We start from the raw sequence: 15441 nt of genomic DNA on the forward strand, positions 1-15441 counted from the left end.
GGCCTTTCTGTAATTAACGCTGGACCAACGTCATTTCGAAGCTGTAGGAGTCCGCACGGTAGACGTGGTGGCCGGTCTCGACGTTGCGGCCGGCATCGTCGACGGCGGTGCGTTCCATGGTCACCAGTGCTGCACCCGTGTCGGTTTCCAGCAGGCTGGCCTGGCGGCTGTCGGCGATGGTCGCGCCGATCCGCTGGGTGGCCAGCCGGAAGTTTACCCCGGCGTCCCGCAGGATCTGGTAGAGGCCAAGCTTGCGGAGTCCGTCCTCGGTGATCTCGGTGATGTCGTCCCGCACCCAGTTCTCCATCAGGGCCAGGGGCTTTCCCCCGACACTGCGCAGCCGCGTGAAGTGGTAGACATTCACTCCAGCGGGAAGGTCAAGCGCCTTCGCGATCTCCGGGTCGGCGACACCGTGCCGGAACTCGAGGACTTCGGTGGTCGGCTTCTGGCCCGTACGCTTGAGGTCGTCGAAGAGGCTCGAGAGCTCCAAATGGCGCCGCACCTGGTTCGAGACCACCTGGGTGCCCACGCCGCGCTTGCGTACGAGCAGGCCCGAGCGGACGAGCTCGTCCATCGCCTTCCGCATTGTGGGCCTGGACAGCTTCAGTTTGCTGGCCAACTCGATCTCGTTGTCTAGGCGGGAGCCGGATTCGAGTGCCCCGCTGTGGATCGCTGCTTCGATTCCCTGGACCACCTGGTGGTAGAGGGGGACCGGCGACGACCGGTCGATGGGGATGTTGAGCTCTGTACTCATGGTCCTCGTCCACCTTCTTCCTGGTGCTGAATCCCTATGGATGAGCGGGGCTGCCGTATTGACAGGACAAATAGTCCTGCGATCGTATCAGTGGCTCCCGGGACTTCCGCTTGTTCCCGGGCCGCTGCGGTAACACCGAACCGGGACTTGTCTTCGTGAATGTGAATATGTCCTGACATTCTATTGACTTTTGTGATTCCTGTCACCCATTCTTGTGACAAGGCGCTGCGCCGGCAGGAGTGCCGGACAGGCCATCGGCCTTCGGGGAAGGCCGAATCACGAAGACGAAGGAGAACCTCGTGTCACACAAGCTTTCCTGGCGGAAACTGGCAGCCGCGGCAGTCATGGTTCCGGCACTCGCACTCACAGCCTGTTCCTCTTCCGGTGGCCGTGCCCCCGAAGCGAACGATGGCGGTGGCGGAGGCGCCGTCGCCGACACCGAACGGATGAGCGTCGCGCTGATTACCCATGCTGCTCCCGGCGACACGTTCTGGGACATCGTCCGCAAGGGCGCGGAAGAGGCATCCGCCAAGGACAACGTTGAACTCCAGTACCTGTCCGATCCGGAAGGCGGGCGCCAGGCCCAGCTGATCGAACAGGCCGTCGACCAGGGCGTGGACGGGATCGCAGTCACACTGGCCAAGCCTGACGCGCTCGCCTCCGCCCTGAAGAAGGCGACGGATGCAGGAATCCCGGTCGTCAGCCTCAACGCCGGCGAAGACCGTTTCTCGGAGCTCGGAGCCTTCACGCACTTTGGTTCCAACGAGAAGCTGGCCGGCGAGGCGGTCGGCGAACGCCTGGCTTCGGAGGGCTACGAGCACCCCATCTGCGTCATCCAGGAGCAGGGCCACGTTGGGCTGGAGAATCGCTGCGCCGGCGTGAAGGCCAAAGTGCCGGACACCGAGATCCTGTACGTGCAGGGCACGGATATGACCCAGGTCGAGTCTACGGTGACGGCTAAACTGCAGGCCACGGCGGCGGCCGACGTCGTAATTGGTTTGGGTGCTCCGTTTACGCTGACCATCCTCAAGGCCGTCGGCAACGCCGGCAGCGACGCGAAGGTCGCCTCCTTCGACATGAATGCCGAGCTCGCCCAGAAGATTGTCGACGGCGATGTCATCTTCACCGTCGACCAGCAGCCTTGGCTCCAGGGCTACGGGGCGGTGGACGCGCTGTGGCAGAACCAGCGCGGCGGCTTCGAGATCGGCGGCGGCCAGCCGGTCCTGACCGGTCCGACCATCGTGGACCAGGAGAGCGCCCAGCAGGTGCTCGAGTTCGCTGAACAAGGCGTCCGCTAACCAGACGACAGCTGCGGCGGGACCTTCGCCCGTTCCGCCGCAGCCTCCAAGGAGTAAATGACATGACCATTGCAGCAACAGCTCCCGTGACTGATGAACGGGTTGCCAAGAAAAGCACCGTAAGCAAGCTCCTGGGCCGTCCCGAGATCGGCGCGCTGGTCGGAGCCGTGGCCCTCTTTGTCTTCTTCGCTGCGGTTGCGCCCGTCTTCCTGCAGCCCGGCTCCATCGCCACGGTGCTGTACGGAGCGTCCACCATCGGGATCATGGCCGTTGGCGTTTCCTTGCTGATGATCGGCGGAGAATTCGACCTTTCCACCGGCGTCGCGGTGATCAGTTCGGCCCTGATGGCTTCGCTGTTCAGCTGGTACTTCTCGATGAATGTCTGGGTCGGAGTGCTCTTGGCCCTGGTCATGTCGCTGGGAGTGGGCTTCATCAACGGCTGGATCCTGATCAAGACCAAGCTGCCCTCCTTCATCGTCACGCTCGCCACGTTCCTGATGCTGACCGGCCTGAACCTCGGCCTGACCCGTGCCATCGGCGGCAGCGTTTCAACGCCGTCCGTCTCCAACATGGACGGTTTCGAATCCGCCCGGGCCATCTTCGCCTCCTCGGTGAACATTGCCGGCGTGGACGTGAAGATCACGGTGTTCATCTGGCTCGGGATGGTCGCGGTTGCGTCGTGGGTGCTGCTGCGGACCAAGATCGGCAACTGGATCTTCGCTTCGGGCGGCGACGCCAACGCGGCAAGAGCAGTGGGTGTCCCGGTGGTCAAGACCAAGATCGGCCTCTTCATGGCCGTCGGCTTCTGCGCCTGGGTGCTGGGCATGCACAATCTGTTCGCGTTCGCCACGGTGCAGTCGGGTGAAGGCATCGGCAACGAGTTCCTCTACATCATCGCTGCAGTGATCGGCGGCTGCCTGCTCACCGGCGGCTACGGCTCGGCCATCGGCGGCGCGATCGGCGCCTTCATCTTCGGCATGGCCAACAAAGGCATCGTGTACGCCGAATGGAACCCGGACTGGTTCAAGTTCTTCCTGGGCCTGATGCTCCTGCTGGCGACCATCGTCAACCTCGTCGTCAAGCGCCGGGCCGAGCAGAAGTAACGGAGACGTAAGGAAATGGCCATCATGGAAAACGACCAAATCACCCAGGAAACCCTGCTCCAGGGTGAGACCGACCCGCTGACCTCCACGCCGGTGCACCTGCTGCACCTGGACAAGGTCGGCAAGCACTACGGCAACATCATCGCGCTGCGGGATGTCACCATGGCCGTCGACGCCGGAAGGGTCACCTGCGTGCTCGGCGACAACGGTGCCGGCAAGTCCACGCTGATCAAGATCATTGCCGGCCTGCACCAGCACGACGAGGGCACCTTCACCATCCTCGGCGAGGAACGCAAGCTGTCCTCTCCGCGGGAGGCGCTCGACGCTGGCATTGCTGCCGTCTACCAAGACCTCGCCGTCGTCTCGCTCATGCCGATCTGGCGCAACTTCTTCCTCGGCTCCGAGCTGACGACGGGTTTCGGGCCCTTCAAGCGGCTCGACGTCGACCGGATGAAAGAGATCACGAAGAAAGAACTGCAGGACATGGGCATCGACCTGCGCGATGTGGAGCAGCCGATCGGCCAGCTCTCCGGCGGTGAGCGCCAATGTGTCGCGATCGCCCGCGCGGTGCACTTCGGAGCCAAGGTCCTGATCCTCGACGAGCCGACGGCTGCGCTCGGCGTCAAGCAGTCCGGCGTCGTGCTGCGCTACATTCTCCAGGCCCGCGACCGCGGCCTCGGCGTCATCTTCATCACCCACAACCCGCACCACGCCTTCCCGGTGGGCGACCGGTTCCTGCTGCTCAAGCGCGGCAAGTCGATCGGCTACTACAACAAGAAGGACATCACCCTCGAGGAACTCACCGCGCAGATGGCCGGTGGCGCCGAGCTGGCCGAGCTGGCGCACGAGCTTGAGGCTCTCGGCGGCCATACGGACGTTGTCGCGGAAGTGGAAGCGGAAGTAGGCGCGACGGAAGCCCGCCGCACCTAGCCGGTACGACCTGGACAGCAGCACATGAAGGAGGGAATGTGACCATACGGACGGGAGTGGTCGGTGCGGGCATCATGGGCGCCGACCACGCTGAGAACCTGGCCAGGAACGTGGGCGGGAGCACGCTGGCCTGCGTGGCGGACATTGACGCAGAGCGTGCCAAGGCGGTGGCCTCGGAACTGGGCGCGCGGGCGGTAACCGATCCGCTGGAACTCATCGAGGACGACGGAATCGACGCGGTGGTTATCGCCTCGCACGACACGACCCATCCGGAGCTGGTCCAGGCTTGCCTGGCCGCGAGCAAGCCCGTGCTGTGCGAAAAGCCGCTGGCCACAACCGCGGATGAAGCCCGGCGGCTTGTCGAAGCCGAGCGTGCAGTAGTGGACCAGCTTGGCCGGTCCCTCATCAGCGTGGGGTTCATGCGCCGCTTCGATCCCGGCCACGTGGAGCTCCGCCGGTCCCTGGCCGCGGGGGAACTGGGACGGCCCCTGTTGCTGCACGGCATCAGCCGAAATGTCTCGGCCGCGCCCGGCGCCACCAACGAATCCGCCATCACCAACTCGGCCATCCATGAACTGGACTCCTTTCCCTGGCTGCTGGACAGTCCCATCGAGGAAGTTTCCTGGGTGCCCGGCATCCCCACCTCGTCCGAGGCGGCGGCCGGGCTCCAAGACCCTGCCTTCATGATGATCCGCCTGCGCTCAGGCGTGCTGGCCACCTTGGAGCTGTTCCTCAATGCCGGTCACGGCTATTCCACCCAGTGCGAAGTGGTCGGGGAGCGGGGCACCGGCCGGCTGGTAGAGCCGGCCGGGGCATCCTACAGCCTGGACCGAAAAAACTACGTGTCCTTCCCGGCCGACTGGCGGCCGCGGTTTGCGGCGGCCTACCGGCGCCAGCTGCAGGCCTGGATCCGCTCCCTGCAGGAGGGGACGCTGTCGCCCATGGCCTCTGCCGAAGACGGCTTGCGCGCCTCCCTCGCGGCCGAAGCGATGGTGCGTTCGATGCATAACGGCGGCGCCTTCACGCAGGTGGCGGCATGAGGGCCGGGTTGCCCGACCGCCTTCCGGAGAGCCGCGTTCCCGACTCATGGGACGCCCCGCCGCTGCGCTGGGGGATCGCCGGACCAGGGTGGATCGCGGAGCGGTTCGCCGCCTCGCTGCAGCAGCACACCCGGCAGGTCCTGGCGGCTGTCGGCTCCCGGTCGACGGACCGGTCCGCCGGGTTTGCCGGCCGGCTGGGAATCCCGGCGGCATATGGCAGCTACCGCGAGCTCGCCGAGGCGCCGGACGTGGACATTATCTACGTGGCGACCCCTCACAACCACCACCACAGGGTGGCCCTCGAAGCCCTAGAGGCAGGCAAGCACGTGCTGGTGGAAAAGCCCATCTGCATCAATGCCGAGCAGGCCGAGGAGATTGCCGCGCTTGCGGAGTCCAAGGGGCTGCTCGCGACGGAGGCGCTCTGGACGTTCTTCCTGCCAAAGTTCGACGTCGTGCGGCAGCTTTTGGACGAAGGGTACCTGGGGCAGGTGGTTTCCGTGATGGCCGAATACGGCGAGCACTTCGAGCCCGGCCACCGGATTTTCGACGGCTCACTGGCGGGCGGCCCCTTGCTGGACCTCGGCACTTATCCGCTCGCGTTAATTACCGCCTTGCTCGGCGACCCGGAAGAAGTCCGCGCTCTCGGGACCAGCCATCCGTCCGGCGTGAACGGACAGATTTCGGCCGTGATGCGCTTCCCGGACGGGGCGCACGCGGTGACCAATACCAACCTCTACGGGTTCACCCCGACGGTTGCCACCGTCGTCGGGACGCAGGCAACGCTGACCATCGACGGTCCGTTCAACTTCCCTGGCGGCTTCAGCGTGAAAAGCCATGACGGCCGGGAGCTGCGCTACGACGCCGAACCCGGCGAGCATCTCGAAGGCCTGCACTACCAGGCGGCGGCCGTGGCGCGTGCCCTAGCCGCCGGCCGGCGCGAAGTCGTGGAGCGGCCGCTGGCGGAGTCCATTCGCTGCCTGCGGCTGGCGGACGAGCTGCGCCGGCAGATCGGGATCCGCTTTCCGGACGAAGCACCCCAGGCGTCAGCCGCCACCCTACTCAACCAATGAAGGAATCCATGAAGCACCTGACCCTGGGCCTCGTCGGCGTCGGCCGGATCGGCAGCATGCACGCGCACAACATCATGGCCTTGAAGCCCGGGCTGGAAGAGCGCGACATCCAACTCCGCCTGCTCGTTACCGACGTAGCGGCAGAGTATGCACGCTCGGTGTCCGATTCGCTGGGCGCCGAGTTTGTGCCGTCGGTCGACGTGATGCTCGACGGGGGTGTCGACGGCATGGTGGTCGCCACCGGCACACAGACCCATCCCGAGCTGATCCGCGCCGGAGTGGACGCTGGCGTGCCGGTCTTCTGCGAGAAGCCGGTCGCCGGGAACGTGGCCGATTCGCTGCCGGTGCTGGACTATATCCGTGAAGGCGGCGGGGTGGTCCAGATCGGACACCAGCGGCGCTTCGACGCCGGCTACCTGGAGGCCAAGCGCAGCTTCGATGCGGGGGAGCTCGGCTGGATCCACTCCCTGCGCGCCGTCACAGGGGACATGTTCCCGCCGCCGGTCGAATTCCTCGCCACCTCGGGCGGGCTCTTCCGCGACTGCTCGGTGCACGATTTCGACATCCTGCGGTGGCTGACCGGCCGGGAGATCGTGGAGGTCTACGCCCGCGGCTCCAACAACGGTGATCCAGCGATCGGCGAGACAGGAGACGTGGACACGGCGCTCGCCGTCGTTACTTTCGACGACGGTACGGTCGGCACCGTATCCGCCACCCGCTACAACGGCGCCGGGCACGACGTGCGGCTGGAGATCCAGGGGTCGAAGTCCTCGGTGATGGTGGGGCTGGACGACAAGGCTGCTCTGCGGTCCACCGAGGTTGGCGTGTCGTTCCCCCATGGCGGGGCCCACAAGACGTTCGCCGAGCGGTTCGATGCCGCCTACCGCGCCGAGATGCTGGCGTTCCTGGAGCTTATCCAGGGGGAGCGGGAGAATCCCTGCACGCCCGAGGACGCGGTGGCGGCGTCCAAGGTCGCGGACGCCGCCCAGCTGTCCCTGGAGACGGGCGTTCCGGTCAAAGTGGAGCTCTGATCTGCCCGGCCGCCCGGCCGCCCGGCTGTCCCCGGATGGTCAGGCTGTGAAGGCTTCACGGAAGCGCTTCAGGGCAAGCCCGGAGTCCGACTCGGCCCAAGCTTCCAGGCCGACTGTGCCGCGGTAGCCCAGGTCCGCCAGCGCCCGGGCGATGGCGGGGTAATTGATCTCACCGGTCCCCGGTTCGCAACGGCCGGGCACATCCGCCACTTGGATCTCGCCGATGTGCGGCAACGCGTGGCGGAGCAGTTCAATCAGGTTTCCCTCGCCGATCTGCGCGTGGTAAAGGTCCAGCATCAGTTTCACATTCGGGTGGTCGACGGCCTCGACTAGAGCGAGAGTGTCCTTAGCCCGGGCCAGCGGAATGCCGGGGTGGTCCACGACGGTGTTGAGGTTTTCGAGGGCGAACACGACACCATGCTTCGCGCCGAGTTCACCGAGCTTTTCCAGGGTCCTCAGCCCGGTGACCCACATCGTTCCGGTGGCCCGGTAGGCGGGGCGCGCAGCCTGCCCGTCGATCAGTTCGGAGGGATGGACCACCATGCGGCCGGCTCCCAGTTCCAGGGCCGTCGGAATGAGCTCGGCTGCGGTGCGGAGGACATCGGCGGAGCTGTCCGGGTCGATGAGGCTGCCCGCGCAATAGCCGGTCATGGAGGAGAAGGTGGCGCCCGTGGCCGTGAGCTTGCCAATGTCATGCCTGCGGGTGTCCCAGAGTTCGACGTCGAAGCCGGCCTCGGCGATGCGGCGGACCCGTTCCTCGATGGGCAGGTCCAGGTAGACCATTTCCGCGCAGACAGCCAGGCGGATGCCGCCCGCGTTCTGGTCTGCCACCGTTCCGCCCTGCGCGCTCATCGGGCAGCCTCCGGAAGGACGCCGGAGGGCAGGATATCGGCCACGTTCACCGGGGCGCCCGTCTCGACGGACCGGATGCAGGCCAGGGCGACGGCGAGGGCTGTGCGCGCGTCGGCGCCGCCCGGTGCGGCGGGTTCCGGCGCGGGAGTGCCATCCCGGCGGTGGCGTATGACGTCGGCGAAGTGTGCGAGTTCCGCAGTGTACGCGTCGTGGAAGAGTTCGACGTTCAACCGCGGAGTCCCGCCGCCAAAACCTTGCTCGGTGTAGACAGTGGCGGCTGTTTCCTGCAGCGACCCGGCCGTAGTCATACCCGCAGAGCCGAAGACCTCCCCGCGGACGTCGTAGCCGTATAGGGCACTGAAGTTGGCTTCGGCGACGGCGATGGCACCATTGCTGTAGCGGATCGTCGCGACGGCGGTGTCGAGGAAACCTTGGTCCTTCAGGCCCGGCTCGACCAGCGCGTCGGCCATGACATGGACCTGCTGGGGCACGGCGCCCTGGTTGAACCAGTTGAGGGTGTCGAAGTCATGGATGAGCGTCTCGAGGAAGATCGTTCCGGGTGGGATCCGGCCGGCGTGCGGGATGCCCTCGGCGGTGCCCGGGTCGCGGGTGAGGGAGCGCAGCAGCCGGGGTACGCCGATCGCTCCGGCCTCGACGACGCGTTTGGCGGCGGCAAAGTCCGCTGCGAAGCGGCGGTTGAACCCGATCTGGAGTTCGACGCCGGCGGCCTCCACCGCGGCAAGAGCGCCGTCCAGTTCTTCGAGGGACCGGGCGGCCGGCTTTTCGCAGAATATGTGCTTGCCGGCGGCCGCGGCCTCGGTGATCAGCGATGCGTGAAAGCGCGCCGGAGCGGCGATGATGACGCCGTCGATGTCCGGGTCACGCCACAGGTCCGCAGCCTCCGCTGTCACTTTGGCGGTGCCGAGCCGGTCCGCCAAGGCAGTGGCCGCGTCGAGGGCCGGGTCGGCGATGGCTTCCAAACGGGTTCCGGCGATGCGATTTGCCACGCTCTCGGCGTGGAAAGCACCGATCCAGCCGCAGCCGGCCAGGGCCAGCCGGACCGGCTCCGGTTGCGCGGGGGGCCGCTCAAGGTACGCCATAGGTTCTCCTCTGTAGGGCGGAAACTAATGCCGCCACGCCTGTTCTAGATCGATCTAGTTGACTGTGCCACAACTGTCGCACAGGTTGGATGCTCGTGTCTAGATCGATCTAGTATCCTGCTGGTGGACGGATCGGGCACCGCAGCGCCTGGACGAAGAAAATAGCAGCGCCAACTGGAGAGAGGGACGAGGACGGATGGAGCGTGATCCGAAAACCGGAACGGAAGCGGGCCGCCGGCCGACGCTGGCTGACGTCGCCGCCGCCGCCGGAGTGTCGCGCGCCCTAGCGTCGATCGTGATGCGCGGGGCTTCAGGAGCCAGTCCCGCGACCCGCGAACGCGTGCTCGAAACGGCCCGGCAGCTCGGCTATCGCCCGGATTCCCGCGCGCGGCTTCTGCGGAGCAGCCGGACGCGTCTGCTGGGCATTACCTTCATGGTTGCCGAGCCCTTCCACGGCGACATTGTCGAGTCGATTTACGCTGCCGCGGAGGACGCCGGCTTTGAGGTCTTGCTGAGCGCCGTGGGCGGCCGACGACAGGAAGACCGGGCGGTGGAGACCTTGCTCGACGCCGGAGTCGAGGCCGCCTTGATGATCTCTCCGTCGTCCACGCCCGAAGCGCTGGCGGTGCTCGCCCGGCAGGTGCCCGTGATCAGCCTGCTCAGCGCCGCAGCTGTACCGGGCGTTGATGCCGTGCGCAGCGACGACGCCGAAGGAATCCGTACCGCCGTGGAGCACCTGCTGTCGCTCGGGCACCGGGATATCGCCCACGTGGACGGCGGGTCCGCCGTCGCCTCGGCCGAACGGCGGGCCGGCTACGAAGAGAGCATGCGGCGGGCCGGCTTGGCCGAGTATATCCGGGTAGTCCCCGGCGGTCCGCACGAAGCCGAAGGTATCGCTGCGGCGGGCAAGCTGTTCGCCGACCGCAAGCCCTCCGCCGTCCTGGCTTTCAACGACCGCTGCGCGCTCGGGATCCTCGAGGCCTCCTGGCGTGCGGGGCTGAAGGTTCCGGATGATCTTTCGGTGGTCGGCTACGACGACAGCCAGCTGGCCCGGCTCGACCACGTCCGGCTCACGACAGTGAGCCAAGATGCGGCAGGGCTCGCGGAAGCTGCCGTGGGCTGTGCCGCTGCACGGATCCGAACTGAGGAGCCCGGCGAACTGGTGCTGCAGCCGCGCTTGGTTGTCCGCTCGACCACGGGGCCCGCATAGAACCGCAGCGGAGACGAGGCGGACCGGGTAGCCGCGGACGGGCAGCCGTGTGCCGGCCGTAACGCTTGCGCCGCCAGGCATTCCGATCCGGTCACACCCGTTGACCTCTCCCTAAGGCGTTCCTACCGTGGAAGAACGGGGGACGAGCAGGGGCACCAATCCGCAGCTGCCATTGGCTGCGCGGAAGGAGCGGTAACAGTTGGTTCACCAGGATGCCACCCGGGCCGCCCGGACAGGCCTGATGGTCTTGGCCGGGGCGGTGCTCGCAGGCGTCCTGGTCGGCTGCGCTCCTGATCCGCAGTCCGGATCCGGCCCGCCGGCGTCCGCTCCCGCAACCGTGGCCCCGCCGGTGTTCGACGGCCCCTTCGGGCCGGATTTCACCGAAAGGATGGACTCGCTGGAGGGCCAAACGGTCAAGGTCAGCGGGCGCGTGGACGCCGTGGTCGACCCCACCGCCTTTACAATCCGGGCCGAGGAAGGGCAGCCAACCGAGCCTTTGCTGGTGATTTACGACGGCGACCTGGCGGATTTGGAGCCCGGCCAGCCGATCCGGGTGAGCGGCATCGCGCACACCGTGTTCGACTTGCCCTTCGTCGAGCAGGACCTTGGCCGGGAGCTGGACGACAACGTCTTCGGCCCGTGGGACCACGAGCCGTACATTAAGGCATCCGAGGTGGAGGCCGACGTCCGGGCCAACGAGTGATGCAGTGCCGGAATGCCGGGCTGCAGGAAAGGACAGCATGGACAACAGCAATCAGACGGCAACACTGGTCAAGCTCGGCGAAACCGGCAGGACCATCGCGCTGGGGGATGAGGACATCCGCGGCCGCGACGTGAAGTCGCGCAGCGGCGAGGACATCGGCAAAGTCGAGGACCTGCTGATTGATCCCGGCGACGACAAGGTGCGGTTCTTGATCGTGGCCTCCGGCGGCTTCCTCGGCCTGGGCAAGGACAAGGCCTTCATCCCGGTGGACGCCGTCACCGCGGTGGGCGGCGAGGAAGTCACGGTTGACCAGTCCCGCGAGCACATTGCCGGAGCTCCGGCCTACGATCCGGACCTGATCAGCCAGCGCGAATACCAGGAAGAGGTGTACGGGCACTACAACTACACGCCGTACTGGGCCGCCGGGTACATGTATCCGGGCTACCCGTACTTCCGCTAGGAGCCGGCGCCGGCCCCCGCCGCGCCACGAAGGGAGAAGCCATGAACAGGACAACAGCAGACCGGACGGACGGAACCAGGCACCGCACGCCGGTGCAGACCATGTCCCGGGTTGCCGCCGTCGTACTTTTGATTATTGGGGTGCTGGGGTTCATCCCCGGAATCACCGCCAACTACGGCCAGCTGGCGCTGATGGGCGACCGGTCCGAGGCCATGCTGCTGGGCGTGCTGCCGGTGTCCATCCTGCACAACGTCCTGCTGCTCGTATTCGCGGCGGTGCTCTGGTGGGCCGCCCGGAGCGTGGCGGCGGCCAAGACCACGCTGCTGGTGCTGGCCGTGGTCAACTGGCTGATGGCGCTCTACGGGCTGCTGAACGAACGCGGCACGTCGCCGTACTGGGAGCCGGCCGGCGTCGGCGACAACTGGTTCCACCTGGTGCTGGGGCTGGTGCTGTTCGCCTTCGGGCTGGTGCGCGGAACCAAGACGGTCGGACGCCCGCGGCGCGCGATCCATCCGGGCACTGCCTGAGCCTGCCTGAAGCCCAGCACGGTTCGGGGACGCCGGCGTGAACAGGCGCGGCCAACGCCTCAAGGACGCGCTGCGCACCCAGTTGTGGCCAGTGCCGGCGCTGGCCGTGGTGCTCGCGGTTGTACTGGGCGCCGTCCTGCCGCCGCTGGATGCCGCGCTGGACGGTCACATGCCCGCGGCGCTCGCCGCCTGGCTGTTCGGCGGCGGGCCGGAAGCGGCCCGTTCCGTCCTGCAGGCGGTGTCAGGCTCGCTGATCACGGTCACCTCGCTGACGTTCTCGCTCACGGTGGTGACACTGCAGCTGGCCAGCAGCCAGTTCTCGCCCCGGCTGCTGCGCACGTTCAGCCGCGATCGGGTGGTCCATCTGACCCTGGCGCTGTTCCTGGCGACGTTCGCCTATGCGCTGACGGTGCTGCGGAGCATCCGGACCGGGGAGGACGACGGCGGTGCTTTCGTTCCCGAAATAGCGGTCACCGTTGCCTTCGTGCTGGCGGTTGCCAGCGTCATGGGGCTGGTGGTGTTCCTGGCCCACTTGGCGCGCGAGCTGCGGGTGGAGACCATGATGCACCGGGTGCACGCCGAGGCCGTTGAAACGGCCGACGTGGTCTTCCCGCCGGATGCGCCGGGACAGCCGGAGCTGCTGGAGCCGCCGGAGCTGCCGGGTCCGCCGGCGGCCACTGCTGTGGTTGAGGCAGAGGCCTCCGGTTTCCTGACCGCGGTGGATGAAGCAGCCCTGCTGGAGGCGGCGCGTTCGGCCGGGGCAGTGGTGCGGATCGACCGCGAACCGGGCACTTCGCTCATCCGCGGCGTGCCGTTTGCCTCCGTTTGGGGCCTGGAGCCGGGCGGACCGCCGGAAGGGGAAGTCCTTGCCAGGCTGGGTAAGGAGATCAATGCAGCGGTGACGGTCGGCTATGAGCGCACCAGCGTGCAGGATGTCGGGTTCGGATTCCGCCAGCTGGCCGATGTGGCCTCACGGGCGCTCTCGCCGGGCATCAATGATCCGACCACGGCGGCACACGCGCTGGGGCACCTGTCCAGCCTGCTCTGCCGGCTGGTGGAACGGGCCCCGGGGCCACGCGCCGTCACTGATCCGGAGGGCAGGGTGCGCGTGATCCTGGCGCTGCCGCAGCTTGCCGGCCTGCTGGACCTCGCGCTGTGCCAGCCGCGGCTCTACGGGAGCAAGGATCCGGTGGTGATGGCGCGGATGCTGCAGTTGCTGTGCGAGGTCTCTTGGCTGGACCATGTGGGCAGGTACCGGCCGGTGCTGTCCGCCCAACTGGCACAGCTGCGCCAGGCCATGGACGCCGCCGACTACTCCGACGCGGACCGGCGGAGCCTCGAGCAGCTGGCCTGCGAAACCGCGGCCCGGCCGCGGGACAGTGCGCAGTAGCCCGCGGCGAACCATCGCCCTGAACCGGCGGCTGCGTGCGAAAGGCGCGCGGCCGCCGTCGTTGTTTACTCCAATCCACCCGCGATCTAATCCAATCCACCCGCGCGACGGCTCCGAATCATGATGGACAGCCTGCACCCGAGGGTGCGGGACCGGCGGCGGCCCGGACGGCTGCCGATGAGAAGGAGGTCCACCATGAACACGAGGATGAGAGCGATGATCGGCCTGGCGGCTGCGGCGGCGCTGGGGCTGACGGCCTGCGGGTCGGACGCCGGCAGTTCCGGCGGGGCGGCGGAGGAGACGACGGCGGCCGAAGCGCCCATGGAGACGTCAGCGCCGGCCACCGGGGAGCAGATGGACCCGGCCGCCAACCTGGTGGGCCCGGGCTGCGCGGACTATGCCGCCCAGGTGCCCGACGGTGCCGGGTCGGTTGCCGGCATGGCGCAGGATCCGGTGGCGACGGCGGCGTCGAACAACCCGCTGCTGACCACGCTGACCGCAGCGGTCTCCGGGAAGCTGAATCCCGACGTCGACCTGGTGGACACGCTCAACGGCGGCGAGTTCACCGTGTTCGCGCCCGTGGACTCGGCCTTTGAGGAGGTGCCGGCGGAGAGCATCGAGGCGCTGAAGACCGACGCGGACATGCTGACCAGCATCCTGACCTACCACGTGGTACCCGGCCAGCTGGCGCCGGATGAGGTGGCCGGCGAGCTGGAGACGGTGCAGGGCGGGATGGTGGAGGTGACCGGCAGCGGCGACGAGCTGATGGTCAACGACGCTGCGGTGGTGTGCGGCGGCGTGCAGACCGCCAACGCGACCGTGTACCTGATCGACTCGGTGCTGATGCCGGCCGAGTAGGGGCTGCGGCCGGGTGCGGAGTCGAGGAGCCACCCGCATCCGGCCGCTCCGGCTCCGGCCGGTCCTGGTCTGGCCCGGGGCCCGGCCCATCCGCCCGTTCTGAAATCCGGAGGTGCGCTGTGCCCGACGGGCATGAGAGTCTTGACCCCATGCGCCTGCCTTGGCTGCGGTCCGCCGCGCCGCTCCCGCCCACCCACGAGGACCTGGTCCGCCGGGTAGCGCTGGGCGATGAGGCGGCGTTCGAGGATCTGTACGACGCGGTGTCGCCGCAGGTTTTCGGCCTGATCCGGCGGGTCGTGCGGGATCCGGCGCAGAGCGAGGAAGTCACCCAGGAAGTGTTCGTGGAGGTCTGGCAGCAGGCGGCGCGCTTCGACGCGGACCGCGGCCGGGCCGTCTCGTGGATCCTGGTGATCGCGCACCGCCGCGCCGTGGACCGGATCCGGGCGAGCCAGGCCAGCGCGGACCGGGACCTGCGGCAGGGCATCAAGGAGTTCCAGGAGAGTTACGACGACGTGCAGGACATCGTGGAGGCGAAGCTTGAGGGCGAGCGGGTGCTCAAGGCGCTGGAGAGCCTCACGCAGGCGCAGCAGGAGGCAATCCGGCTGGCCTACTATGGCGGTTACACGCAGCAGGAAGTGGCCAACCTGCTCAAAGTGCCCGTGGGCACGGTGAAGACGCGGATCCGCGACGGCATGATCAGGCTCAGGGACAAGTTGGGAGTGGCGTGATGGACGAGCAGCTGCACATCCTGACCGGCGCCTACGCCCTGAACGCCCTGGAGGAACCCGAGCGCGAGGCCTCGAGCGGCACGCGCTGGCGTCCGAGCAGACGCGCGAGGAGGTCCGCGGGCTGAGCGCGACGGCGGCAATGCTGGCGTACGGGGCGGAGCCGGTGCGTCCGCCGCAGCGCGTGAAGGACAACGTCATGGCGGCCATCCGCAACACCCGCCAACTGCCGGCGGAGGCGGTCGTCACCAACGGCGGGGTGGTCAGCGGCGGCGGGTCCAAGTACGACGGCGAGGGCCGGGCGGCGGCTCAGCTTCCGGCGGACAGGGGTACTTCAGTCGCCGAACTAGGCGGGCGCGGCAGCCGTTCCCGGCCGGCGAATCGCCCGGG

17 protein-coding genes and 1 pseudogene are annotated in these 15441 nt (G+C 67.6%); 15 read left to right on the forward strand and 3 right to left on the reverse strand.

Features of this window, described 5'->3' with window-relative positions:
• Positions 1–13: 13 nt before the first annotated feature.
• Entirely contained in the window at positions 14–754 is a 741-nt protein-coding gene (locus tag D477_RS14475) for a GntR family transcriptional regulator (RefSeq protein ID WP_005270681.1), read from the reverse strand.
• 344 nt (positions 755–1098) lie between these two features.
• Between D477_RS14475 and D477_RS14480 the strand changes: the two genes are divergently transcribed.
• The 6 genes from D477_RS14480 (at position 1099) to D477_RS14505 (ending at position 7226) form a co-directional block, all read left to right on the forward strand.
• Complete coding sequence (locus D477_RS14480) at positions 1099–2052, forward strand: substrate-binding domain-containing protein (RefSeq protein ID WP_052510797.1); 954 nt, start codon at positions 1099–1101, stop codon at positions 2050–2052.
• A gap of 62 nt (positions 2053–2114) precedes the next feature.
• Complete coding sequence (locus D477_RS14485) at positions 2115–3155, forward strand: ABC transporter permease (RefSeq protein ID WP_005270687.1); 1041 nt, start codon at positions 2115–2117, stop codon at positions 3153–3155.
• Positions 3156–3179: 24 nt separating this feature from the next.
• Positions 3180–4085, forward strand: coding sequence for an ATP-binding cassette domain-containing protein (locus D477_RS14490; RefSeq protein ID WP_043847128.1), 906 nt, complete (start codon positions 3180–3182; stop codon positions 4083–4085).
• A 38-nt stretch (positions 4086–4123) separates the two neighbouring features.
• Positions 4124–5125, forward strand: coding sequence for a Gfo/Idh/MocA family protein (locus D477_RS14495; RefSeq protein ID WP_043847122.1), 1002 nt, complete (start codon positions 4124–4126; stop codon positions 5123–5125).
• Positions 5122–6195 carry a Gfo/Idh/MocA family protein gene (locus tag D477_RS14500; RefSeq protein ID WP_043847123.1) on the forward strand — a complete coding sequence of 358 codons (1074 nt, stop codon included), beginning with the start codon at positions 5122–5124 and terminating at the stop codon, positions 6193–6195. Before D477_RS14495 ends, D477_RS14500 begins: the two co-directional genes overlap by 4 nt.
• A gap of 8 nt (positions 6196–6203) precedes the next feature.
• Positions 6204–7226 (forward strand): Gfo/Idh/MocA family oxidoreductase, encoded by a 1023-nt coding sequence (locus D477_RS14505; RefSeq protein WP_005270702.1) that lies wholly within the window; start codon positions 6204–6206, stop codon positions 7224–7226.
• A 39-nt stretch (positions 7227–7265) separates the two neighbouring features.
• Here the strand turns inward: D477_RS14505 and D477_RS14510 are convergent, their stop codons facing one another.
• Both D477_RS14510 and D477_RS14515 read right to left on the reverse strand, forming a co-directional pair.
• Positions 7266–8078: a TIM barrel protein gene (locus D477_RS14510; protein WP_005270704.1), complete on the reverse strand. Its 813-nt coding sequence runs from the start codon at positions 8076–8078 to the stop codon at positions 7266–7268.
• Positions 8075–9178, reverse strand: a complete 1104-nt coding sequence (locus tag D477_RS14515) for a Gfo/Idh/MocA family oxidoreductase (RefSeq protein ID WP_005270707.1) — start codon at positions 9176–9178, stop codon at positions 8075–8077. Before D477_RS14515 ends, D477_RS14510 begins: the two co-directional genes overlap by 4 nt.
• A 196-nt stretch (positions 9179–9374) precedes the next feature.
• Between D477_RS14515 and D477_RS14520 the strand changes: the two genes are divergently transcribed.
• The 9 genes and pseudogenes from D477_RS14520 to D477_RS14555 all read left to right on the forward strand — a co-directional run.
• On the forward strand, positions 9375–10388 hold the full coding sequence (locus D477_RS14520; protein ID WP_005270710.1) for a LacI family DNA-binding transcriptional regulator: 1014 nt from the start codon (positions 9375–9377) through the stop codon (positions 10386–10388).
• A gap of 199 nt (positions 10389–10587) precedes the next feature.
• The gene (locus tag D477_RS14525; RefSeq protein ID WP_005270716.1) at positions 10588–11091 is read left to right on the forward strand and encodes a hypothetical protein; all 504 of its coding nucleotides are present in this window, start codon (positions 10588–10590) and stop codon (positions 11089–11091) included.
• Positions 11092–11128: 37 nt separating this feature from the next.
• Positions 11129–11551 (forward strand): PRC-barrel domain-containing protein, encoded by a 423-nt coding sequence (locus tag D477_RS14530; protein ID WP_005270718.1) that lies wholly within the window; start codon positions 11129–11131, stop codon positions 11549–11551.
• 41 nt (positions 11552–11592) lie between these two features.
• Entirely contained in the window at positions 11593–12078 is a 486-nt protein-coding gene (locus D477_RS14535) for a DUF4383 domain-containing protein (protein ID WP_005270721.1), read from the forward strand.
• A 37-nt stretch (positions 12079–12115) separates the two neighbouring features.
• Positions 12116–13468 (forward strand): DUF2254 domain-containing protein, encoded by a 1353-nt coding sequence (locus D477_RS14540; RefSeq protein WP_005270724.1) that lies wholly within the window; start codon positions 12116–12118, stop codon positions 13466–13468.
• Positions 13469–13663: 195 nt separating this feature from the next.
• The gene (locus tag D477_RS14545) at positions 13664–14326 is read left to right on the forward strand and encodes a fasciclin domain-containing protein (RefSeq protein WP_043847124.1); all 663 of its coding nucleotides are present in this window, start codon (positions 13664–13666) and stop codon (positions 14324–14326) included.
• Between the two features lie 149 nt (positions 14327–14475).
• Positions 14476–15054, forward strand: coding sequence for an ECF RNA polymerase sigma factor SigK (gene sigK, locus D477_RS14550; RefSeq protein ID WP_005270728.1), 579 nt, complete (start codon positions 14476–14478; stop codon positions 15052–15054).
• Positions 15051–15179, forward strand: coding sequence for a hypothetical protein (locus D477_RS23585; protein ID WP_272943825.1), 129 nt, complete (start codon positions 15051–15053; stop codon positions 15177–15179). The genes sigK and D477_RS23585 overlap by 4 nt, the downstream gene beginning before the upstream one ends.
• 14 nt (positions 15180–15193) lie before the next feature.
• Positions 15194–15441, forward strand: a pseudogene (locus D477_RS14555) (hypothetical protein); the annotation flags it as partial.

It is taken from the genome of Arthrobacter crystallopoietes BAB-32, from assembly GCF_000328305.2.
Classification (GTDB): domain Bacteria; phylum Actinomycetota; class Actinomycetes; order Actinomycetales; family Micrococcaceae; genus Crystallibacter; species Crystallibacter crystallopoietes_A.